At 54.4% G+C, this 20958-nt stretch carries 17 protein-coding genes; 4 read left to right on the top strand and 13 right to left on the bottom strand.

Annotation, left to right across the window (positions count from 1 at the left end):
- The first annotated feature begins 105 nt into the window (after positions 1-105).
- Entirely contained in the window at positions 106-375 is a 270-nt protein-coding gene (locus tag F3I20_RS10925) for a YdgH/BhsA/McbA-like domain containing protein (protein ID WP_003853019.1), read from the top strand.
- On the opposite strand, the gene F3I20_RS10920 is transcribed toward F3I20_RS10925, so the two are convergent.
- From F3I20_RS10920 to yjbE, 4 genes are all read right to left on the bottom strand, one after another.
- A complete protein-coding gene (locus F3I20_RS10920; RefSeq protein WP_150011108.1) occupies positions 376-2061 on the bottom strand; it encodes a sugar phosphorylase in 1686 nt (561 codons plus the stop codon).
- A gap of 127 nt (positions 2062-2188) precedes the next feature.
- Positions 2189-4516 (bottom strand): Tex family protein, encoded by a 2328-nt coding sequence (locus F3I20_RS10915; protein ID WP_150011106.1) that lies wholly within the window; start codon positions 4514-4516, stop codon positions 2189-2191.
- 103 nt (positions 4517-4619) lie between these two features.
- Positions 4620-5093, bottom strand: a complete 474-nt coding sequence (gene greB / locus F3I20_RS10910) for a transcription elongation factor GreB (protein WP_003853016.1) — start codon at positions 5091-5093, stop codon at positions 4620-4622.
- 179 nt (positions 5094-5272) lie between these two features.
- The gene (gene yjbE / locus F3I20_RS10905) at positions 5273-5521 is read right to left on the bottom strand and encodes an exopolysaccharide production protein YjbE (protein ID WP_150011104.1); all 249 of its coding nucleotides are present in this window, start codon (positions 5519-5521) and stop codon (positions 5273-5275) included.
- Positions 5522-6056: 535 nt separating this feature from the next.
- Here yjbE and ompR point away from each other — a divergent pair.
- Both ompR and envZ read left to right on the top strand, forming a co-directional pair.
- The gene (ompR, locus tag F3I20_RS10900) at positions 6057-6776 is read left to right on the top strand and encodes an osmolarity response regulator transcription factor OmpR (RefSeq protein ID WP_003853014.1); all 720 of its coding nucleotides are present in this window, start codon (positions 6057-6059) and stop codon (positions 6774-6776) included.
- Entirely contained in the window at positions 6773-8140 is a 1368-nt protein-coding gene (envZ, locus tag F3I20_RS10895; RefSeq protein WP_150011102.1) for a two-component system sensor histidine kinase EnvZ, read from the top strand. The genes ompR and envZ overlap by 4 nt, the downstream gene beginning before the upstream one ends.
- Before the next feature lie 40 nt (positions 8141-8180).
- Here envZ and pckA read toward each other — a convergent pair whose 3' ends face one another.
- The 5 genes from pckA to F3I20_RS10870 form a co-directional block, all read right to left on the bottom strand.
- Positions 8181-9800, bottom strand: a complete 1620-nt coding sequence (gene pckA / locus F3I20_RS10890; RefSeq protein WP_150011100.1) for a phosphoenolpyruvate carboxykinase (ATP) — start codon at positions 9798-9800, stop codon at positions 8181-8183.
- A gap of 367 nt (positions 9801-10167) precedes the next feature.
- On the bottom strand, positions 10168-11034 hold the full coding sequence (hslO, locus tag F3I20_RS10885) for an Hsp33 family molecular chaperone HslO (RefSeq protein ID WP_150037541.1): 867 nt from the start codon (positions 11032-11034) through the stop codon (positions 10168-10170).
- A 49-nt stretch (positions 11035-11083) separates the two neighbouring features.
- On the bottom strand, positions 11084-11485 hold the full coding sequence (gene hslR, locus F3I20_RS10880) for a ribosome-associated heat shock protein Hsp15 (RefSeq protein ID WP_033734209.1): 402 nt from the start codon (positions 11483-11485) through the stop codon (positions 11084-11086).
- 13 nt (positions 11486-11498) lie between these two features.
- Positions 11499-12146 (bottom strand): GMP/IMP nucleotidase, encoded by a 648-nt coding sequence (yrfG, locus tag F3I20_RS10875; protein ID WP_150011096.1) that lies wholly within the window; start codon positions 12144-12146, stop codon positions 11499-11501.
- Between the two features lie 56 nt (positions 12147-12202).
- Complete coding sequence (locus F3I20_RS10870) at positions 12203-14338, bottom strand: intracellular growth attenuator family protein (protein WP_150011094.1); 2136 nt, start codon at positions 14336-14338, stop codon at positions 12203-12205.
- Between the two features lie 391 nt (positions 14339-14729).
- Between F3I20_RS10870 and nudE the strand changes: the two genes are divergently transcribed.
- On the top strand, positions 14730-15293 hold the full coding sequence (nudE, locus tag F3I20_RS10865; protein ID WP_150011092.1) for an ADP compounds hydrolase NudE: 564 nt from the start codon (positions 14730-14732) through the stop codon (positions 15291-15293).
- Between the two features lie 50 nt (positions 15294-15343).
- On the opposite strand, the gene F3I20_RS10860 is transcribed toward nudE, so the two are convergent.
- The 4 genes from F3I20_RS10860 to mrcA all read right to left on the bottom strand — a co-directional run bounded on the left by F3I20_RS10860 (position 15344) and on the right by mrcA (position 20936).
- Positions 15344-16642, bottom strand: a complete 1299-nt coding sequence (locus F3I20_RS10860) for a cytosine permease (RefSeq protein ID WP_150037540.1) — start codon at positions 16640-16642, stop codon at positions 15344-15346.
- A 19-nt stretch (positions 16643-16661) separates the two neighbouring features.
- Positions 16662-17351: a helix-turn-helix transcriptional regulator gene (locus F3I20_RS10855; RefSeq protein WP_150011088.1), complete on the bottom strand. Its 690-nt coding sequence runs from the start codon at positions 17349-17351 to the stop codon at positions 16662-16664.
- A 24-nt stretch (positions 17352-17375) separates the two neighbouring features.
- On the bottom strand, positions 17376-17786 hold the full coding sequence (locus F3I20_RS10850) for a GNAT family N-acetyltransferase (protein WP_150011086.1): 411 nt from the start codon (positions 17784-17786) through the stop codon (positions 17376-17378).
- A gap of 600 nt (positions 17787-18386) precedes the next feature.
- Positions 18387-20936, bottom strand: a complete 2550-nt coding sequence (gene mrcA / locus F3I20_RS10845) for a peptidoglycan glycosyltransferase/peptidoglycan DD-transpeptidase MrcA (RefSeq protein ID WP_150011084.1) — start codon at positions 20934-20936, stop codon at positions 18387-18389.
- Between the last annotated feature and the right edge of the window lie 22 nt (positions 20937-20958).

Raw genomic sequence — 20958 nt, 5'->3', positions numbered from 1 at the left:
AATTTTATGTGATTAGTCACGGAAATGACTATGCCGTTCCATACTGCCTTACGCGTTTAGCGGCTGCTTACATCTCACAATGGATCATGAATGAGGGTAAACATAATGAAGGTTTTTAAATGGGTTGTGGCTTCAATGATGATGGGCGCGATTTCATTTTCTGCGATGGCAGCGAAAGAAGTCACCAAAGAAGAAGTTAAGACAATGAACCTGCAGAAGATTGGCACCGTTAACACCACGGCGGAAACCACCTCGCCAATGGATGCTAAAAAAGTGCTGTCTAAGCTTGCTGACGAGAAAGGCGGTAAATATTACCTGGTGATCGCGGGTCGCGAACACGGTAAATTCAGCGCTACCGCTGAAGTCTACAAGTAATTAACGTAGCCACATGAACTGCCAGGCATCCAGCTTAACCGGCTGGGTGCCATCAATTTTCTCTCCGCTTACCACATCCTGCAACGTATGCGCCACCGGCAGCTGCGTCATTACTGACCGTCCACTGAGATTAAACACGCACAGCAGCCCGTCGCCGCTCTCCGGCTGATGACGGCTGAGCACCAGCAGGGCGTTTTCGCTGTCAAAGATCGTCATCGGATTATCAGGATGAAACGCAGGCTGGCGACGCCGTAACTGAATCAACTGCCCAAGGCGGGTGTAGACCTGCTGACGCAGCCAGTCACCGCCTGCCAGCGCCGACTCAATCTGCTGCAAATCATACTTCTGCCGGTTAATGGCCCGGTTATGCCCGGCTGCCCGCACGCCATCATAATAGTTACGACCGCCCAGAATGCTCTGGATATAGATAGCCGGTACGCCAGGAAAGACCAGCAGAATCGCATGGGCCAGCAAAAAGCGTTTCAGTCGCGTGGCGTCATCGTCAGCTTCGCTATTTAACGCATCCAGATAGGTGACGTTGATTTCATAGGGGCTGGTGGTGCCGTCAGGATTGTTTTTATAGGAGACGAGCGCACCTTCCAGTGCCAGATCGCGCACCAGCGCCACAATCTCTACTTCAGACAAAATGCCGCGCGCTGGATTCAGCCCGATGCCATCGTGTGATGCCAGAAAGTTGAAGAAGGTGGTGTCGTTGCTGCTGAGATCCAGCGAACTGGCCCACTGCCGCAGCGCGCGCGCCGATCCGGTATGAATGGCGTGCAGGACCAGCGGCGGCAGTGAAAACTGATAGACCATCTGTGCCTCATCGTGCCCGTTGCCCAGATAACTGATGTTGTCCTGATGCGGCACGTTGGTCTCAGTGATAATCACCGTCCCAGGCGCGACATGGTCGGCAATGGCGCGAAACAGCTTCACCAGCTGATGGGTTTTTTCCAGATGAATACAGCGCGTGCCGGGCGTTTTCCACATATAGCCGACCGCATCGAGACGTACATAGTCAGCGCCACGGATCAGGTAGTCGAGCAGCACGTTAACCATGCGCAGCAACACCTCAGGATTGGCAAAGTTAAGGTCTATCTGGTCGGCGCTGAAGGTGGTCCAGATAAAGCGGGTGTCGCCATCGGCTATCTTAAACGGCGTCAGCAGCGGCGAAGTGCGCGGTCGCGTGACGGCACTGAGATCGGTGGCGGGCGGCATGCTGATAAAGAAATCGTCCCAGCCGGGATCCTGCGCCAGAAAGTGGCTAAACCAGGCGCTCTGCGACGACATGTGGTTGCAGACGAAGTCAAACATCAGCCGGGTTTCCTGATGCAGTCGCGCAATATCCTGCCAGTCGCCGCACTGCGGATCGACCTGATGGTAATCAATCACCGAAAAGCCGTCATCGGACGACCAGGGGAAAAAGGGCAGCAGGTGAACCAGCGGAAACGTGGATTGCAGATGCTGCTGATAGAAACGGGAAAAGGTGCTGAGCGTGGGTTTACCGGCTTCCCGAAACTGATCGGCGTAGGTGATCAGCACCACATCCTGTTCATCCCAGTGTGCCTTACGGGGCAGCTTAATCGTCTCGCGGGCGGTAGCGATGTCAGCCTGCAGGCGCGCAAAGGTCGCCTCCGGGAATGTGCCAGCATAAATCTTCTCAATCAGATCGGTGATCGTTTCCATTGTGAATTGGGTGCCACAGCAGGTGTTGTTTTTATGACAGGCGTCTTTTTAGCGTAGCGCGATGATGGGGATTTTCAACCGGGGGAGAGGGAGGGAAAAGGGGGCCAGATGTGGCTCCCTGAAAAGCTTAGCGTTTTTTACCGAATGCCGCGGCCAGCGCATCACCCATCGCGCTATTACCCGCTGAGGAAGTAACCGGACGTGGACGGCCTTTACCGGCGGCCGGACGTTTCTCTTCGCGCGGGGCGGTGTTTCTCGCGCCACCACGGGCATTGCCTTCGCCCGGTTGCTCATCAAGACGCATGGTCAGGGCAATACGTTTGCGCTGGAGATCGACTTCCATCACTTTCACTTTGACGATATCGCCCGCTTTCACCACCTGATGTGGATCTTCCACAAAGCGGTCTGAAAGCGACGAGATATGAACCAGGCCATCCTGATGCACGCCAATATCCACAAACGCACCGAAGTTGGTGACGTTGGTGACGGCACCTTCGAGGATCATGCCCGGCGTCAGATCGTTCAGTGTTTCCACGCCTTCTGCAAACTGCGCGGTTTTGAACTCAGGACGGGGATCGCGGCCCGGCTTCTCCAGCTCTTTCATAATGTCGGTGACGGTCGGCAAACCAAAACGTTCATCAATGAAATCGCGCGGGCTGAGATTGCGCAGGCTGCCCGCATTACCCATCAGGTCGCTCAGCGCCTGTTCGGTAGCGGCCAGAATGCGCTCGACCACCGGATAGGCTTCCGGGTGGACCGTGGAGGCGTCGAGCGGGTTATCGCCGTGGTTGATGCGCAGGAAGCCCGCACACTGTTCAAAGGCTTTTGGCCCAAGACGGCTGACTTTCAGCAACTGCTGGCGGTTCTGGAAGCGGCCATGCTCATCACGCCAGCCGACAATGTTCTGCGCCATCATGCGCGTCAGGCCTGCGACGCGGGTCAGCAGTGGCACCGAGGCGGTGTTAAGGTCAACGCCGACGGCGTTCACGCAATCCTCGACTACAGCGTCGAGTTTCTTCGCCAGCTGGCTCTGGCTGACATCATGCTGATACTGACCGACACCGATTGATTTCGGATCGATTTTCACCAGCTCGGCCAGCGGATCCTGCAGACGGCGGGCAATCGACACCGCGCCGCGCAGCGAAACATCAAGGTCCGGAAATTCCAGCGCCGCCAGTTCAGAGGCTGAGTAGACCGATGCGCCAGCTTCACTGACAATCACTTTCTGTGCCGTGACCTGTGGGAACTGTTGCTGCAGATCCAGGAAGAAACGCTCGGTTTCACGTGAAGCGGTGCCGTTGCCAATTGCCACCAGCTCGACCTGATGCTTAATGCAGAGCGCGGCAACAGCGGCAGCCGCTTTGGCGGTCTGTCCGGTGTGTGGATAAACGGTATCGGTCGCCACGAGTTTACCGGTGGCATCGACCACAGCGACTTTAACGCCGGTACGCAGGCCGGGATCCAGTCCCATGGTGGCACGCATCCCAGCCGGGGCTGCCATCAGCAGGTCGTGCAGGTTGCGGGCAAAAACGTTGATCGCTTCATCTTCTGCACGCTCACGCACCGTACCCATCAGTTCGGTTTCCAGATGCAGCATTACCTTGATGCGCCACGTCCAGCTCACGACGGCTTTACGCCAGCTGTCGGCAGGGGCGTTATTCAGGCGCAGGTTCAGGTGTTCAGCAATCAGGGTTTCGCCGTGGCTTTCACGCGGTGCTTCATCAAACTGCGGATCGGCATTCAGTGAGAGTTGCAGCACACCTTCGTTGCGGCCACGCAGCATCGCCAGCGCACGATGCGACGGCACGGTGCTCAGCGCTTCGTGATGATCAAAGTAGTCACGGAACTTCGCGCCCGCTTCCTCTTTGCCTTCCACTACACGTGAGACCAGGTGGGCATTTTTCCACAGGTAGTTACGGACTTTGGCCAGCAGCGCCGCATCTTCAGCGAAACGCTCCATCAGGATGTAGCGGGCACCATCCAGCGCGGCACGGACGTCGGCGACGCCTTTATCAGCATCGACATACTGCTCAGCCAGCTGCTCAGGGGTGTGCGACGGATCCTGCCACAGAGTGTCCGCCAGGGGTTCCAGACCTGCTTCAATCGCGATCTGTCCACGCGTGCGGCGTTTCTGTTTGTAGGGCAGGTAGAGGTCTTCAAGCTCGGTTTTGCTGAGGGTGGTATTGATGGCGCGGGCGAGGTCGTCAGTCAGTTTTCCCTGATCGTCAATCGACTTCAGAATCGACTGGCGTCGCTCTTCAAGTTCACGCAGATAGCTGAGGCGGGTTTCCAGCTGGCGGAGTTGGGTATCATCCAGGCCGCCGGTTACCTCTTTACGATAGCGTGCAATAAACGGCACGGTATTCCCTTCATCTAACAGGCGAACGGCGGCGTCAACCTGCTCTGGTCGCGCCTGTAGCTCACTGGCAATTATCTGGCTCAGAACTTTCATCATCAGGACTGTCTTGCTTTCCGGGTTGAGAAATAGCCGACAGTTATACGGATTGATAATCAAAATTGCCAGAGACACGGGCGGCTTTCAGCGATAATCTGAATCGTTATTGCGGGTAGTCAATCGCGTTGACATACCACAGTGCCGGACCCACTGGCGTCTCAACGGTGGCGGCATCGCCAACCTCTTTTTTCAGCAGCGCCCGCGCCATGGGGGAGTCGATAGAGATGTAATCTTTGCGGCCAAAAATCTCATCGTAGCCCACAATGCGGAAGCGTTTGAGGTCGCCCTCATCGTTTTCAATTTCTACCCAGGCACCAAAGAAGACTTTGCCATCCTGCTGGGGTGAATAGTCAACAATACGGAGCTGTTCAAGACTTTTGGTCAGATAGCGAACGCGGCGGTCAATTTCGCGCAGCCGTTTTTTGTTGTACTGATAATCGGCATTTTCACTGCGATCGCCAAGACTGGCAGCCCAGGTGACTTTTTTCGTCACTTCCGGTCGCTCTTCACGCCATAAATAGTCGAGTTCCGCTTTCAGCTTATCGAAGCCTTCGCGGGTAATAAGTCGGGTTTTCATGCTATACCGGCCACAGAGATCTCAGGAGCGACAGTGTAAGGCAAAGAGGGCACGGCAAAAAAGAGTCGGGGAAAGGGTTTTTAAAGGCTAAAACCCACGTTGATTTCCCCGGCGGCGAAAGGGTTAATGCTGTGATGCAAAATGAAACCAGTAATCTGAAGCCAGCAGGGTGCTTAAACTTATTTTCCGGCGTGAGTCGCCGTAGTGGTCGAGGTGCCGGTGCTGTGACCGTCACCGCCGCCGCCGCCCATAGTGGCCAGCGCAACGCCCAGCAGGGCTGCGACTGCACCTACACCGATGGCGTCAGAGTTACCTTTTGCAGTGGTTGTCGCTGCTGCGCCGGCGGCTTCACCGGTTGCTGTGGCAGCATAACCTGGGCTGACGCTGCTTAATGCCAGCGCGCTCAGCAGTAAAATTGTTTTTTTCATTGTGTATTCCCCGTTGAGACATCGAATGTTGCCAGAGGAGTCTGGTTCAAAACGAGAGGGGCGAAAAGTTGGCTTTACTGATTGATTTAAAGGACTTTAATTTAAACTGGCCTTGCTGAGCGTGTTGCTGAAACTAATCCGAGATGAGCATGAGGCGTCAGGCAGGTTTACTGGAATATTATGCTGCCGCTTCGCTGTTGAGATAGATTATCTGGAGTTTATCTACAGTGATGGCTGATTATTAAGTCAAATTATCTGCTAACTCACTGAATTGATTCATCGATTAAAAACTGGCTCGCTTCTGACGCCAGCGATACAGAGAAACAGGGTCATTTTTTCAGATTTGCCGTATCAGAAGCCAGGCGGAGGTAAACATGTTAAAAAGACCCCACAATCGCCTTAATTCAAATATAAGCTCCTGTTTAATATGCTTTGTAACAATTTTGGCTAGAATATAAACCAATAATGACTGTCACTATAAGGCATCTTTTTTTAACAATGTTGGCTCAGGCAATAGCGCCTTTGGGAGTTGAAAATGCAAGAGAACTACAAAATTCTGGTCGTCGATGATGATATGCGTCTGCGTGCACTGCTTGAACGCTATCTCACCGAGCAGGGCTTTCAGGTGCGCAGTGTCGCTAATGCCGAGCAGATGGATCGTCTGTTAACCCGTGAATCCTTTCATCTGATGGTACTCGACCTGATGTTGCCGGGCGAAGATGGCCTTTCTATCTGCCGTCGTCTGCGCAGTCAGAGCAACCCGATGCCGATTATTATGGTGACCGCCAAGGGCGAAGAGGTGGACCGTATCGTGGGGCTGGAGATTGGCGCTGACGACTACATTCCCAAGCCTTTCAATCCGCGTGAGCTGCTGGCGCGTATCCGCGCGGTGCTGCGCCGTCAGGCTAATGAACTGCCAGGCGCACCGTCGCAGGAAGAGGCGATTATTGCCTTCGGTAAATTCAAACTTAACCTCGGCACCCGCGAGATGTTCCGTGAAGATGAGCCGATGCCGCTGACCAGCGGTGAGTTTGCAGTGCTGAAAGCGCTGGTAAGCCACCCGCGTGAGCCGCTGTCCCGTGACAAACTGATGAACCTGGCGCGTGGCCGTGAATACAGCGCCATGGAACGTTCGATCGATGTCCAGATCTCCCGCCTGCGTCGTATGGTGGAAGAGGATCCTGCGCATCCGCGTTATATCCAGACCGTCTGGGGGCTGGGCTACGTCTTTGTGCCGGACGGCAGTAAAGCATGAAGCGACTGCGCTTCTCGCCACGGAGTTCGTTTGCCCGCACCCTGCTGCTGATCGTTACCCTGCTGTTCGTCAGCCTGGTGACGACCTATCTGGTGGTGCTGAACTTCGCCATTCTTCCCAGTCTGCAACAGTTCAATAAGGTGCTCGCTTACGAAGTTCGTATGCTGATGACCGACCGGTTGCAGCTGGAAGATGGCACGCAGCTGGAAGTGCCCCCGGCGTTTCGCCGGGAAATCTACCGCGAACTGGGGATCTCGCTCTACACCAATGCAGCAGCAGAGGAGAGCGGATTGCGTTGGGCGCAGCATTATGAATTCCTGAGCGAGCAGATGGGGCAGCAGCTCGGCGGTCCGACCGATGTCCGGGTGGAGGTGAATAAAAACTCGCCGGTGGTCTGGCTGAAAACCTGGCTGTCGCCCGATATCTGGGTGCGGGTGCCGCTGACAGAGATTCATCAGGGCGACTTCTCACCGCTGTTCCGCTATACCCTGGCGATCATGCTGCTGGCGATAGGCGGAGCCTGGCTCTTTATCCGCATCCAGAACCGGCCCCTGGTGGATCTGGAGCACGCCGCTTTGCAGGTCGGACGCGGGATTATTCCGCCGCCGCTGCGTGAGTATGGCGCGTCAGAAGTGCGATCGGTGACCCGTGCCTTTAATCAGATGGCGGCCGGGGTGAAGCAGCTGGCGGATGACCGTACGCTGTTAATGGCGGGCGTCAGCCACGATCTGCGTACGCCGCTGACCCGCATTCGTCTCGCCACCGAGATGATGAGTGAGCAGGATGGCTATCTGGCCGAATCGATTAATAAAGATATCGAAGAGTGCAACGCCATCATTGAACAGTTCATTGACTACCTGCGTACCGGTCAGGAGATGCAGACCGAGCGCGCAGATCTTAACAGCGTGCTGGGCGAAGTCGTGGCAGCTGAAAGCGGCTATGAGCGTGAAATCGAAAATGCGGTGATGCCGGAAGAGTTAATGCTGGATATCAATCCGCTGTCGATTAAGCGCGCACTGGCTAACCTGGTAGTCAACGCCGCGCGATACGGCAATGGCTGGATAAAAGTCAGTAGCGGACGGGAACTGCATCGTGCCTGGTTCCAGGTAGAAGATGACGGTCCTGGTATCAAGCCGGATCAGCTGGCGCATCTGTTCCAGCCTTTTGTGCGGGGCGACAGCGCCCGCAGCACCAGCGGGACCGGTCTGGGTCTGGCGATTGTGCAGCGTATCATTGATGCCCATCAGGGCTCGCTGGAGATTGGCGAGAGCGAACGCGGCGGGTTACGTATTCGTGCCTGGTTGCCGTTAGTGGAAACGATGGCGCTGAGCCACAATAACAGCAGCAATAGCGTGTCTGGCTGATAAAAAGCGGCGCGGCAGTATCACTGCCGCGCCGGTTCTTTTAGCGTTGCGGGCCAGCTTTCACCAGCGCAGCACCTGCGGCGTTATCCGTATACTTATCGAAGTTATCAATAAAGCGCTGTGCCAGACCTTCGGCGGCAGCGGTCCACTTCTCTTCGCTCTCCCAGCTACGACGCGGATCGAGCGTGTCACTGTCCAGCTCGCCCAGCGCAACCGGCATCTGCAGATTAAAGATTGGCAGCGTTTCTGTCGGTGCATCATCCAGCTCACCCGCCAGGATCGCATTGATAATGGCGCGGGTATTCTTCAGTGAGATGCGTTTGCCACTGCCGTTCCAGCCGGTATTCACCAGGTAAGCCTGTGCACCGGACGCCTCCATCCGCTTCACCAGCACTTCAGCGTATTGCGTCGGATGCAGCGTCAGGAATGCCGCGCCAAAACAGGCGGAGAAGGTCGGGGTCGGCTCAGTGACGCCACGCTCGGTACCCGCCAGTTTGGCGGTGAAGCCTGACAGGAAATGATACTGCGTTTGTTCCGGTGTCAGACGTGATACCGGTGGCAGCACGCCAAACGCATCGGCGGTCAGGAAAATCACTTTCTTCGCGTGGCCCGCTTTTGAGACCGGCTGCACGATATTGTCGATGTGATTAATCGGATAGGAGACGCGGGTGTTCTCTGTTTTGCTGCCGTCGGCGTAATCAACGCTGCCATCTTTGCGCACCACCACGTTTTCCAGCAATGCATTGCGGCGAATGGCGCGGTAGATCTCCGGCTCAGCCTGCTCAGAAAGGTTGATGGTTTTGGCGTAGCAACCGCCCTCAAAGTTAAACACGCCATCATCGTCCCAGCCGTGCTCATCATCGCCGATCAACTGGCGGTCAGGATCGGTGGAGAGTGTGGTTTTGCCGGTGCCGGAGAGACCAAAGAAGACCGCCACATCACCCGCTTTACCGACGTTAGCTGAACAGTGCATTGAAGCAATGCCTTTCAGCGGCAGCAGGTAGTTCATGATGGCGAACAGACCTTTCTTCATCTCGCCGCCGTACCAGGTGCCGCCAATCAGCTGCATGCGTTCCGTCAGATTGAAGGCAACAAAGTTCTCCGAGTGCAGACCCTGCGCCTGCCAGTCCGGATTGGTGCATTTGGCTCCGTTCATCACCACAAAGTCAGGCGTGAAGTCGGCCAGCTCAGCGTCTGTAGGCTGGATGAACATGTTTTTCACGAAGTGCGCCTGCCAGGCAACTTCAGTGACGAAACGTACGCTCAGACGTGAATCGGCATTGGCACCACAGAACGCATCCACCACAAACAGACGCTTGCCGGAAAGCTGGCGGGTAACGCAGCTTTTCAGCGCGTTCCAGGTCTCCTGCGACAGGGGCTGATTGTCGTTTTTACCGGTACCCTGATCGTTCCACCACAGGGTATCGCGCGTAGTGTCGTCACGCACAATGTACTTATCCTTTGGCGATCGCCCGGTGAAAATCCCGGTGTCTACTGCAATCGCACCGCTCTGCGTCAGGGTGCCACGTGCAAAACCTTCGAGGTCCGGGCGCGTCTCTTCCTGAAAGAGCGTGTCGTAATCAGGGTTGTAAACCACTTCCGTGGTATCCACGATGCCCAAAGCGGCAAGGTCTTGCGAGGTCAGGCCGTTAACGCGCATTTTACTGCTCCTTAAATCGGTGTCTGTTCTGCAAAGCAGAGATAGGTTGGGATCGTGCCACCGGCTGTTGCATCGGGTGCGGTGAATCACTGACGGTTTACTGCGCGTCGTTACGACAGCCTGCAAAGATAACCGGGCTATTCAGGGCATCTGCCCCAGGCGTCCGGGCGTTTGCACGATCGCGCGCAGTTTACTCTTCTGCGAAGAGGGAAAAAGGGCAGTGATCTAAAAATGCGACTCAGGGCGCGTTAAGGCTATGTTTCGAACGTTTAAAAGATATTATGAAAGTAAAAAAAGATAATTTGTCTGAAAAATTATGGGGATAGGCAGGGGCAGGGAAAAGGGGCGGCAGACGCCGCCCGATGAATCAGTGCAGACGGTCGTTATTTTCATGGGAGTGGCTGCGGATGCCCGCAATGTCTACTGCGTCAAACACGTAGTTTGAGCCGCAATAATCACAGTGCATGTCGATTTTGCCATCTTCCGCGATGATCTCATCCACTTCTTCCTGCGGCAGCGTGGTCAGCACTTCGCCACAGCGTTCACGCGAGCAGGTGCACTTGTAGATCACCGGCTGCGGATCGTAAAAGGTGACCTCTTCCTGATGGTAAAGACGCCAGAGCGCTTCATTCGCAGGGAGATCGATCAGCTCTTCCGTTTTAATGGTTTCGGTCAGTGTTGCCAGGTGCTCGAAGACCTCTTTCTCTGTATCCTGCGCAGGCAGTACCTGCAACAGAATACCGGCAGCGCCTTTGTCGCTGGTGCGGATAAACAGGCGCGTGGGCAACTGCTCTGAGCGCATGAAGTAATCTTCCAGGCACGCTGCCAGGGTGTCACCTTCCAGCCCGACCACGCCCTGATAACGCTCACCCTTTTCAGGGGAGATGGTGATCACCAGATAGCCATTGCCGACCATGCTTTTCAGGGTGCTGTCGTCCGGGATGTCGCCTTTGATACGTGCAACGCCGCGCAGTTCCTGATTATTGTTACCGTTGATCACCGCCAGCGACAGCGGGCCGTCACCCTGCAACTGCACGGTGATTTCGCCATCGAACTTCAGCGTGGCGGTCAGCAGGCTGGTGGCGACCAGCATCTCACCCAGCAGCGTTTTAACCGGTGCCGGATAGTCGTGGTTCTTCACGGTTTCACGCCAGGTGTCAGAGACGTTCACCAGCTCGCCGCGCACGGCGGCATTTTCAAACAGATAACGGTGCAGTTGATCCTGGACTGACATAGTTTTTCTCTCACTGGAACGGGGCGATGGTGCGTCAGCGAAGACGGCGTTATTCATCGCCCGATAATTTAAACTTCATCAAATCGCGACGCTCTTTTTTATCAGGTCGCCGATCGGGATGGGGCATAGTCAGCGCATTCATCTTGCGCGCCTGCGCCATTTTTTCGCGTTTTTCAATGCTGGCATCGGTTTCGCGATAGAGCTGCTGGGCCTCGCTGGCGGGACGCCGCTGCGCGGTGATGCCAGCCACTACCACGGTGCGTTCATCATTGCCCTGACGCAGTGTCAGTTCCGCATTCAGCTCTACCACTTTGCCCGGTTTGCTGCGCTGGCCGTTGTAATGCACCTTGCCGCCTTCAATCATCTCCCGCGCCATCGCCCGGGTTTTGTAGAAGCGCGCCGCCCACAGCCACTTGTCGAGACGGACCTCTTCGCTGCTTTTCTCTTTCATTGCTGCTCCTGACTCAGATCAGCGTCCGGTAATCGTCCGTGGCGCGGTGACGCTGAAAGATTTGCTCAGGACGACCCGAATCGGGATTCTTCACGCCTAAGCACTCACCGATGCCCCATCGCTTCGCCGTATCCAGAATCACTTCGCTGTCATCGATAAACAGTGCGCGCGGCGCAGAAAAGCCGGTGTGCTGTTGTACCGCCTGCCATAAACGCGGGTCTTCTTTCGGATACCCAAAGGTATGGGTGGAAAGTAATAAATCAAGGTGCGGCGCTAAACCTGTCTGCGCCAGTTTGACGTCCAGATTGAAAGGATGCGCGTTGGTCAACAGAATCGTGGACTTTCCGGCGCGACGCAGGGCCTGCAAAAAAGGCAGCGTATCGTCACGCAGCCGAATCCGGCTGCGCATCCCCCAGGTCATGGCACGGATGTCCATCGACAGCGCCTCTGCCCAGTAATCCAGACAATACCAGTTTAGCGTATGGGCGACGGCCTGATACTTTTCCGTGATGATCGCGTCGGCTGCTGCACGGGTGATGTCGCGTTGCTGGCTGAGCTGTTCAGGGACGTGCTCCAGCCAGAAGTGGCGATCGAATGCCAGATCCAGCAGCGTGCCATCCATGTCGAGCAGCACGGTATCAATCTCAGACCAGTTGAGCATTGTAGTGTCAGACCCTGTAAAAAACCGGGCGACAGGGTAGCACAGAAGGGCAGGGCTCAGAATATCGAGCGCACGCTCTGCAAAGTGCTGAGGTTATGGTTGAAACACTTGTCATAGTATTGCTGGATATCAATCATGCGCTGGCGATTACGGTGCATGCGGCGCAGCGCCAGCAGCCCGTTGATCACGCCGCAGGTCAGCAGCACCAGCAGCAGCAATACGGTACCGAGATAGCGCCACTGCGCCATAGCATCCGGTTCATTGTGCAGCATGATGTGACGTGTGCCGTTGGCATCGGTAGAAATGCCAGTAATGATGCCGCTGGCGCTGAACGGCGTATGCAGCAGCATGGCAGAAATACGTTGCAGCTCGCGCCATTGAGACGGTGGGTCAAGATCAAACAGTGACACGGTGGGCTGTGGCTGATTCACCAGCTGGCGACCCTCGTCGCTGACGATCAGGAATCCCCCTGGCGGTGGACTGTTGAGATTTTCTGCCGCACGACGGGTTTCGCGGAAAAAGAAGGTCGAGGTGGCGGTATTGACCAGATTTTCCAGCGCTTCCGCGCTCACCGGCCGCAGCAGCACATTCATGCCGTTTAGCTGACCGGAATCTGCCCGGCGCATCAGCGCTTCCCAGTCTTTGGCATTGCCCAGGTTTACCAGCGCATTTTTCAGGCGCATACAGTCCTGCGGCTGATTGCAGAGATCCTGCGTTTTCATCACCAGATCGGAAAAATCATCCAGCAGGATCATGCCTGATTTCTGAATCGCGGATGCCAGTTGGGGATTGAGTTTGGGATCGGTATTGGTTTCCGGATGCAGCTGTTTTGTGGTGGTCTCCAGCAGCGCGGCGGCTTTATCGATGATGTCCGATTGTGGCTGTGGCAAGGGCGTGGCGTTATTCCAGTAGACCGCTGAGCAGTCAAACGGCATATAGGCGTAACTGCGGTTGCTCTGGTAGTTGTCCGGCACGGAACACATGCCGGTGCCACTCACTGTGAGGTTATCGCCAATATTCAGCGGCACGCTGCTGAGCTTATCGACGCTGTTGACCTCCAGACTGTCGGTGCCTCTGGCCCAGGCCAGACTGAGCTTAATCGGCATACCAAGCGGGATCCAGGTAACCAGCATGGTCAGCACCATCAGTGAACCACAGGCCAGCACCACGTTTTTCCGCCAGCGCTGGATAGGGAAGTTTTTGACCTCATCCTGCAGCGACAGGAAACGTCCCTGACGCACTACCTGGCGGTTGAGGTAGATTTCAACATCCGTCACCTGACCGAGATCGTGTGCCACATAGGGCTGCCAGTGCGGGGGATAGGCCAGGTCAATAATCCCCAGCGTAATGTTGCTCTGCTCCTGGTTTGATTCGCTGAACAGGCCCCAGCGCTTTGGCGCGCCGCGCAGGCAGTGGATATCACGCAGTCCACGCTCACCGGGAACGCGATAGAGCAGCCACAGACTGGCCGCGATCGCTACTGCGCCCGTCAGCACCAGCCAGATCATCAGTGTGGTGGGCACTAACAGGCTGAAGAAAAAGAGTAAGAAGGCAAGGGAGATCATCACCGCTTCACGCGTGCCGTCTGGCCGCGACAGCCGATACTCTTCCGCTGTCTCTTTGCGCACCTGCAGCAGTTCAACGTTTTCCGTTTCTGCTTTGCGGATAGAGGCGTTGGTCGACACCGGGCGCATCAGTGTTGGCAGCGATTGCTGGTCGACGGCGTAATCCACCAGAGAGTGACCATTCAGTGAGATCACCAGTGGAATAGATTGGGTGCGGATTAACTCAACGTAGTTTTCGTCGGTAATGTACTGTTCCCACAGCGGCGGCAGATGAACTTCAACTTCATCCAGATAGTAGCGCCATTTATGGGGATCGTCAGTTGAGAGGCCATAGCGGGTAATGGCGCGGGTAACCGGATAGACATTGTTGCTCTGCGCCGTGAGTGTCAGACGTTCAGGCGCGCTGCGCTTATCGGTAGTCAGCGTGGTACGGGGCTGCTTTTCCAGCGCGGCGACATATTTATCGACCGCCTCACGCTCCTGGGCAGAAAGTTTGCGGCAGGGCGGACTGATGAATGGCAGCGGTTTCGCCAACGGCGGGCGATGCCGCATAGCGTACCAGAACCCAATACCTGCCAGGATTGAACAGGTCAGCACTATGGCCAGGATCATAAAGATTGTGCTCATGCTCTGCTCAATTCAGCCAAAATGCTGCCTTCACTTTAAACTTTCGCCTCCGGTTATGCTCACTATAAAAGAGGCATTCCGGAAGATTATATAACCCTGAGGAGTCAGGCACCCGATGAAATAGTGCCAACGTATATCTGACTGGCATTTGTTAAACCCTGCCTTGTCCGAATGGTAACTGGCACAGACTGGATTAAATATCGGTATTATCTGAAACTTATCGCAGCATATTGACTAATGCAAATTTAGTCTTAACTGATAACCAAAGGCTGTTATTCAATCGCTATAGTCTGTGCAACGATAACGGCACTGTGTGACTGTCGCACAATTGCCTGTGGTTAGGTATGCTAATTCGCTCAAGATAGCCGGCGCAGAATAATTTGAGGCTGATATGAAAACTCCAAAAAAACCTGACATCCTCAATATCACCGCCGTGGCACGTTCACGGTTATTCACTATTGAGTCGGTCGATCTGGCTTTCAGCAATGGGGCGCATCGCGTTTATGAGCGGATGAAGCCCTCTGAGCGTGAAGCGGTGATGATTGTGCCGATTATCGATGACCATCTGATCCTGATTCAGGAATATGCCGTCGGACTGGAAACCTACGAGCTGGGTTTTCCTAAAGGGCTGATCGATGCAGGTGAAACCGTGAATGAAGCGGCGGTGCGTGAACTCAAAGAAGAGGTGGGTTTTGGTGCCGAACAGCTCACCACGCTGGGCAAGCTCACCATGGCCCCCTCCTATTTTTCCAGCAAGATGAATATTGTGATAGCGGAAGGTCTCTACGCTGAAAAGCTGGAAGGCGATGAGCCGGAGCCGCTGATTGTCCACCGCTGGCCGCTAAGCGATATGCTGTCGCTGCTGGACGAACCCGACTTCCGCGAGGCACGCAATGTCAGTGCGCTGTTTATGGCACGCGAATGGCTGGTGAAACAGGGGCGGCTGAATTACTGAAGCCTAACGGCTGAGAAAAGAAACGCGCCTGCTACAGGCGCGTTTTTGCTTTATTCAGCAGTAACTTTTTCCTGTAAGGACGATGATCGCTTTAAGAGTGGCGCGGTCAGCAGGTAAATGACACACGCGACAAGCATTGAATTAAGCACCGGTACGCCGCGCTCAACCAGCAGACCCGTGGCTGCACCTGCGACGCTGGCGATCAGCGCGGGCCAGCCAATAAGCTGGGAGGTTGCCGGTAAGGCATCGCTGGTACGACTGAGCGCCAGCGTCTGTCGTTCAGTTTTCAGTACGTAGTAGTCAACGATCATTACGCCCAGTATCGGTGGGAAGATGACGCCCAGCAGTTCCAGAAAATCGACAAAGCGATCGAGAATCCCGAAAACTGAACAGAGTGTACCGAGCATTCCCAGCAGCAGCGTAATCATCTGATAACGTGGTTTATAGCCGGTCACGCCTTCAATCGCGTTAGCGATGCCCAGCGTGGATGAATAGAGATTCAGGTCATTAATGCGCAGGGTCGAAAAAACGACAGCCAGCAAACCCAGTGAGCTGGTGGTTTGCGTAATAATCGCGATGATATCTGAGGTCTGCAATTCTCTGGCAATAAGAATAGCTACGCCATTGACCCCATATTCGCCCGCCATAATGGTCAGCAGCGTGATGGCAAACACATCTTTGCCGTTACGTGAGAAGCGCGTCAGGTCAGGCGTCATCAGGCTGGCAAGAATTGCGCCGCCAATCACCATGGTCATCGCGGCGCTTACAGTAATGGCCTGGCTGGCGATAACCGGCGGTATGTTCTGGCCAGACTGGCCGTGGAATGCGTGCCAGAAAATCCAGCCGACCAGCGCGATGAAAAGCGGAACCGCAATGCGTGCGGTAAAGCGCAGCGCCTTAAAGCCAAAGGTAACCAGTAACGTCAACACGGTACCTGAGAGTGCGGCCGACTCTGCAAAGCTGAGTTTGCCGTTCAGGGCATAGCTCAGCGAGCGGGCAAATACCGCATTCTGAATGCCGAACCAGCCCAGCAGGCTGATTGCAACCAGCATGCCTATCAGCACTGAGCCGTGGCGGCCAAAACCACACCAGCGCGCCAGCAAGCTCCCCGGCAGTCCCTCACGCATTCCTGCATAGCCGAGCGCAAAAGTCAGCACGCCAAACAGCAGGCTGGCCAGCGTGATTGCGGTAAACGCCTCTGCCAGCGTCATGCTGTTGCCCAGAACCGCGCCGAGCATAAACTGATCCAGCGCAGTCAGCATACCCATATGCACAATAGCCACGCTCAGCAGTGAGAGTCTTCTATTTGCCGGGACAGGGCTCAGTGGATAATCATCAAATTTACTCACGACATGGTTTCCTTACCGTTTATATATAAATAACGCCTGTGCTGAGAAACCGCTCTGGCAGATAATTCTCCAGTGACTCCGCACGGCAGTAGCCTTCAAATTGTTGTAGCGAATGCACACCTGCTTTTTGATACAGCGTGGTGATGCGATTACTGACAGTTTTTACGCTGAGGTTGTAAATGCGGGCGATCTCTTTAACATTGAATCGTCTTAGCAGCAAAAAGATGACATCCAGTTCGGCTGGCGTAAAAAGTGGATGCTCAAGCTGCGTCGTCATTACAGACACTTTCTTTGAATCAATAAAGCTCAGCGTGCTAAAGTTATCTACCGGGCGTGCATTCCAGATGTAGCCGAGTAACTGCTTTCGGTTACCGAAAATAGGATATTTATCGCTAATAAATGGCATGAGGTAATTCTTGCCATACCAGTAGTGGGTTTCGATAACCGTCACACAGTCTCTTCGCACTTTTACTCGTTGATCGTGTTCAAGGAATTGATCAGCGCAATCATTCCAGCGCGTAGGGAATTCGCTATCGCTTTTACCCTCTAATAAAAAATTCGCGGGTGTACCCGTATATAACCTGGCTGCTTTATTCATATAGAGATGCCGGGATGTTGCATCTTTAAGACCCCAGGGGGTAGGTAATAGATTCACTGTTGCGACGAATGCATCAATAAACTGATCGATATTACGATATGGGCTGTCCATAGCGCCTCGCTCAAAATATTAAGATTATAATCTTTTAGCCAGATAATAACGTGCGTAGCGCTGAGCATAGCCTTCCTGTTCACCATAAACGCGATAACCCAGCTTTTCGTAGAAACCACGCGCCTGAAAACTTAGCGTATCAACTACTGACATATGGCAGCCTCGATTACGCGCTTCATCTTCTGCAGCCTGCATCAATTGACGACCTGTGCCAAGCCGTCGCCAGGCATCATCTATCCAGAGGTAATGAATATCCAGTGTGCCGCACCAGGTATGGGCTAGCAGCCCACCCTGGATATTTTGCTGATCGTCATACAGGATAACATTCAGCGTTTTCATATTGATCTCGGTAAAGCGTTCATTATGCTGCCAAAGCCGCTGAATAATATACTCTTCAGTCTTAGCGTCTTCAGTGTGGCCTATTTTAATTTCCATATATAAATGCATCCATAAATGATTCAATTAATGTGAGGGCAAGATCATCGCTGGGTTTCATTCTTATCACGAGAATATACAATGCGCAAGAGTCAATATTGCTCATGTTAACTAATGTCTTTACTATTAAACTGACTTCAGTTTTGAGTTAACACACTATTGAGTTTTTTGCTGGCATCAGGGAAAGCCAATGTGGCGATGTTTATAATAATGATAGTCTTATCTTTTTTGGCTCGAATTCTGGAGCCTTTTGTCAGATTTTCACCTTATTAGTATAAGGGTTAATTAAAATCGGTCACCTGGTGACCGATTTTTTTTGCCTTTAACAGCACTATTATTCGCACCCCTTGCATTTTTTATAATCACCTGTTTTCTCTGAAGAAAGTAGAGTAATAGGTGTACGTTAACAGGGTGTAATTTTGACGCAGAGAATGAATAGCGTAGTAGCCTAAATATTAACAGGGAGTATGGCTGATAGTTCGGAGCGGGAGATGAACATTCCCTGCAGAAACGTAGCATTAAAGTAAAATCTGTCTGAATAAAAAAGGCTGGTCACGTTAAGCGACCAGCCTCAGGGCATTTCATACTACAGATATCACATCAGAACAGCTCGTGGCTCTCGCCGTTATCCATAATCGTCGTACCCACATCATGCACCGAATATTCGGTTGGCTGGGTACCATTGATGAAGTACTCCTGACGGGTGTTGCCACCGCCATTGGCCAGCTTGCCGGTGCTGCGATCAATAGTCACTGTGACCACGCCATCCGGCGGGGTTAATGGCTGTACCGGTACACCGTCCAGCGCGCTCTTCATGTACTCATCCCATGCCGGTTGTGCACTCTTCGCACCGCCTTCATAGCCCGAAATCTGATCGGGAATGGCACCGGAGAGCGTGCTGCGGCCCAGATTGCGGCGCGCATCATCAAAACCGATCCAGACTGAAGTCACTACGCCAGGGCCGTAACCTGAGAACCAGGCGTCTTTCGAGCTGTTGGTGGTACCGGTTTTACCGCCGATATCATTACGCTTGAGGTCACGCCCGGCACGCCAGCCGGTTCCCATCCAGCCTGGTTCACCAAAGATATTACTGTTCAGCGCGCTCTTAATCAGGAAGGTGAGTGGGGTATTGATCACGTGCGGCGCATATTGCTGCTCACCCTGCTGTGCCTGCGCCGGAACCTGCTCCAGTTCAGGCTGAGGAACCGCCTGATTCTGATTGTTATTTGAGGCGGCAACGTTCTCGACGCTCTCTTCATTTAATGCCAGCGCTTTTTTGGTCTCACCGTAGATGACCGGCAGATTGCACTGTGGACAGGCGATCTTCGGTTTCTCTTCAAATACGGTGCCGCCCTGTTCGTTCTCAATTTTAGTAATGAAATAGGGATCGATCAGGAAGCCGCCATTTGCCATCACGGAGTAGCCGCGAACCACCTGTAACGGTGTGAATGAGGCCGCACCCAATGCCAGCGACTCGGTGTGCACAATATTCTGAGCCGGGAAACCAAAGCGCTGCAGATACTCTGCGGCGTAGTCCACGCCCATCGCACGCATCGCACGTACCATGACGACGTTTTTCGACTGGCCGAGTCCCTGACGCAGACGAATCGGGCCATCATACGTCGGCGGGGAGTTCTTCGGACGCCAGTCAGCACCCGCACCCGCATCCCAGCGGGAAATCGGCACATCGTTAAGGATGGAAGCGAGCGTCAGGCCGCGATCCATGGCAGCGGTATAGAGGAAAGGTTTGATGTTAGAACCGACCTGGCGCAGCGCCTGGGTCGCACGGTTAAACATGCTCTGGTTAAAGGCGAAACCGCCCACCAGCGCGCGCACCGCACCATCATTTGGATCCAGTGAGACCAGCGCCGAGTTCACATCCGGCACCTGGCCCAGCCACCAGTCGTCACCCACTTTACGCACCCAGATCTGCTGGCCAGCCTGCAGGACCTGCGTCACGCTTTTCGGCGTCGGGCCCTGCACGGTGTCAGACTTATAAGGACGTGCCCAGCGCACACCCGCCAGTGCCAGCGACACATTGCTGCCATCTTTCAGCATCACGGTCGCTTCATCACTGCGTGCTTCTGTGACCACGGCCGGATGCAACGGTCCATAGACCGGCAGCGGCTTCAGCGCCTTCTCAATCTTTGTCTGATCCCAGGCAGGTTCACCCACTTTCCACAGGACGCTGGTCGGGCCGCGATAGCCATGACGCATATCGTAAGCCATGACGTTATTGCGCACCGAGGTCTGAGCGGCTTCCTGCAGACGGCGGGTAACAGTGGTGTAGACCTTGTAACCGTCGGTATAGGCATCGTCGCCGTAGCGTTTCACCATCTCCTGACGCACCATCTCGCTGAGATAGGGGGCAGAGAAGGCAATTTCCGGACCGTGATACTTCGCCACCAGCGGCGTATTACGTGCCTCGTCATACTGCTGCTGCGTGATGTAATGCTGATCCAGCATACGCGCCAGCACCACATTGCGGCGCGACAGGGCGCGGCTCGGTGAATAAAGCGGGTTAAACGTGGACGGCGCTTTTGGCAGACCGGCAATCATCGCCATCTCACTCAGCGACAGCTGGTCAACCGGCTTACCAAAATAGACCTGAGAAGCTGCGCCGATGCCATAAGCACGGTAGCCGAGGTAGATCTTATTCAGGTAAAGCTCAAGAATTTCATCTTTGTTCAGCAACTGCTCAATGCGGATCGCCAGGAACGCTTCCTTTATTTTACGCATCAGAGTGCGTTCCGGACTCAGGAAAAAGTTACGGGCCAGCTGCTGAGTGATGGTACTGGCACCCTGTGAGGCGTGACCGGAAACCAGCGCAATGCTGGCCGCACGGAAAATACCCACCGGGTCAACACCATGGTGCTCATAGAAACGGCTGTCTTCGGTCGCAATAAACGCTTTCACCATCACAGGTGGCACTTGCTGCAGAGTCAAAGGGATACGGCGCATTTCGCCATACTGGGCGATTAAATCGCCATCGGCACTGTAAACCTGCATCGGGGTTTGCAGACGCACATCTTTCAGCGTGTTTACGTCGGGCAGCTGCGGCTCTATGTATTTGTATAAACCATAAATCGAGCCAGCTCCCAACAGGATGCAACACACTGCAAGGATCAATAAATACTTTACGAACTTCACCTGGAATTTCCCATCTCTTGTC

Source organism: Candidatus Pantoea gossypiicola, assembly GCF_008632075.1.
Lineage (GTDB): Bacteria > Pseudomonadota > Gammaproteobacteria > Enterobacterales > Enterobacteriaceae > Pantoea > Pantoea gossypiicola.
This window is presented reverse-complemented; position numbering and strand designations above follow the sequence as displayed.

What these genes read in the sequence shown, in the direction of transcription:
- yjbE (WP_150011104.1), bottom strand. Translation starts at nt 5,521, where the DNA reads ATGAAAAAAACAATTTTACTGCTGAGCGCGCTGGCATTAAGCAGCGTC.
- F3I20_RS10915 (WP_150011106.1), bottom strand. Translation starts at nt 4,516, where the DNA reads ATGATGAAAGTTCTGAGCCAGATAATTGCCAGTGAGCTACAGGCGCGA.
- F3I20_RS10850 (WP_150011086.1), bottom strand. Translation starts at nt 17,786, where the DNA reads ATGGAAATTAAAATAGGCCACACTGAAGACGCTAAGACTGAAGAGTAT.
- F3I20_RS10855 (WP_150011088.1), bottom strand. Translation starts at nt 17,351, where the DNA reads ATGGACAGCCCATATCGTAATATCGATCAGTTTATTGATGCATTCGTC.
- pckA (WP_150011100.1), bottom strand. Translation starts at nt 9,800, where the DNA reads ATGCGCGTTAACGGCCTGACCTCGCAAGACCTTGCCGCTTTGGGCATC.
- envZ (WP_150011102.1), top strand. Translation starts at nt 6,773, where the DNA reads ATGAAGCGACTGCGCTTCTCGCCACGGAGTTCGTTTGCCCGCACCCTG.
- nudE (WP_150011092.1), top strand. Translation starts at nt 14,730, where the DNA reads ATGAAAACTCCAAAAAAACCTGACATCCTCAATATCACCGCCGTGGCA.
- F3I20_RS10925 (WP_003853019.1), top strand. Translation starts at nt 106, where the DNA reads ATGAAGGTTTTTAAATGGGTTGTGGCTTCAATGATGATGGGCGCGATT.
- hslO (WP_150037541.1), bottom strand. Translation starts at nt 11,034, where the DNA reads ATGTCAGTCCAGGATCAACTGCACCGTTATCTGTTTGAAAATGCCGCC.
- F3I20_RS10920 (WP_150011108.1), bottom strand. Translation starts at nt 2,061, where the DNA reads ATGGAAACGATCACCGATCTGATTGAGAAGATTTATGCTGGCACATTC.
- F3I20_RS10870 (WP_150011094.1), bottom strand. Translation starts at nt 14,338, where the DNA reads ATGAGCACAATCTTTATGATCCTGGCCATAGTGCTGACCTGTTCAATC.
- ompR (WP_003853014.1), top strand. Translation starts at nt 6,057, where the DNA reads ATGCAAGAGAACTACAAAATTCTGGTCGTCGATGATGATATGCGTCTG.
- hslR (WP_033734209.1), bottom strand. Translation starts at nt 11,485, where the DNA reads ATGAAAGAGAAAAGCAGCGAAGAGGTCCGTCTCGACAAGTGGCTGTGG.
- greB (WP_003853016.1), bottom strand. Translation starts at nt 5,093, where the DNA reads ATGAAAACCCGACTTATTACCCGCGAAGGCTTCGATAAGCTGAAAGCG.
- yrfG (WP_150011096.1), bottom strand. Translation starts at nt 12,146, where the DNA reads ATGCTCAACTGGTCTGAGATTGATACCGTGCTGCTCGACATGGATGGC.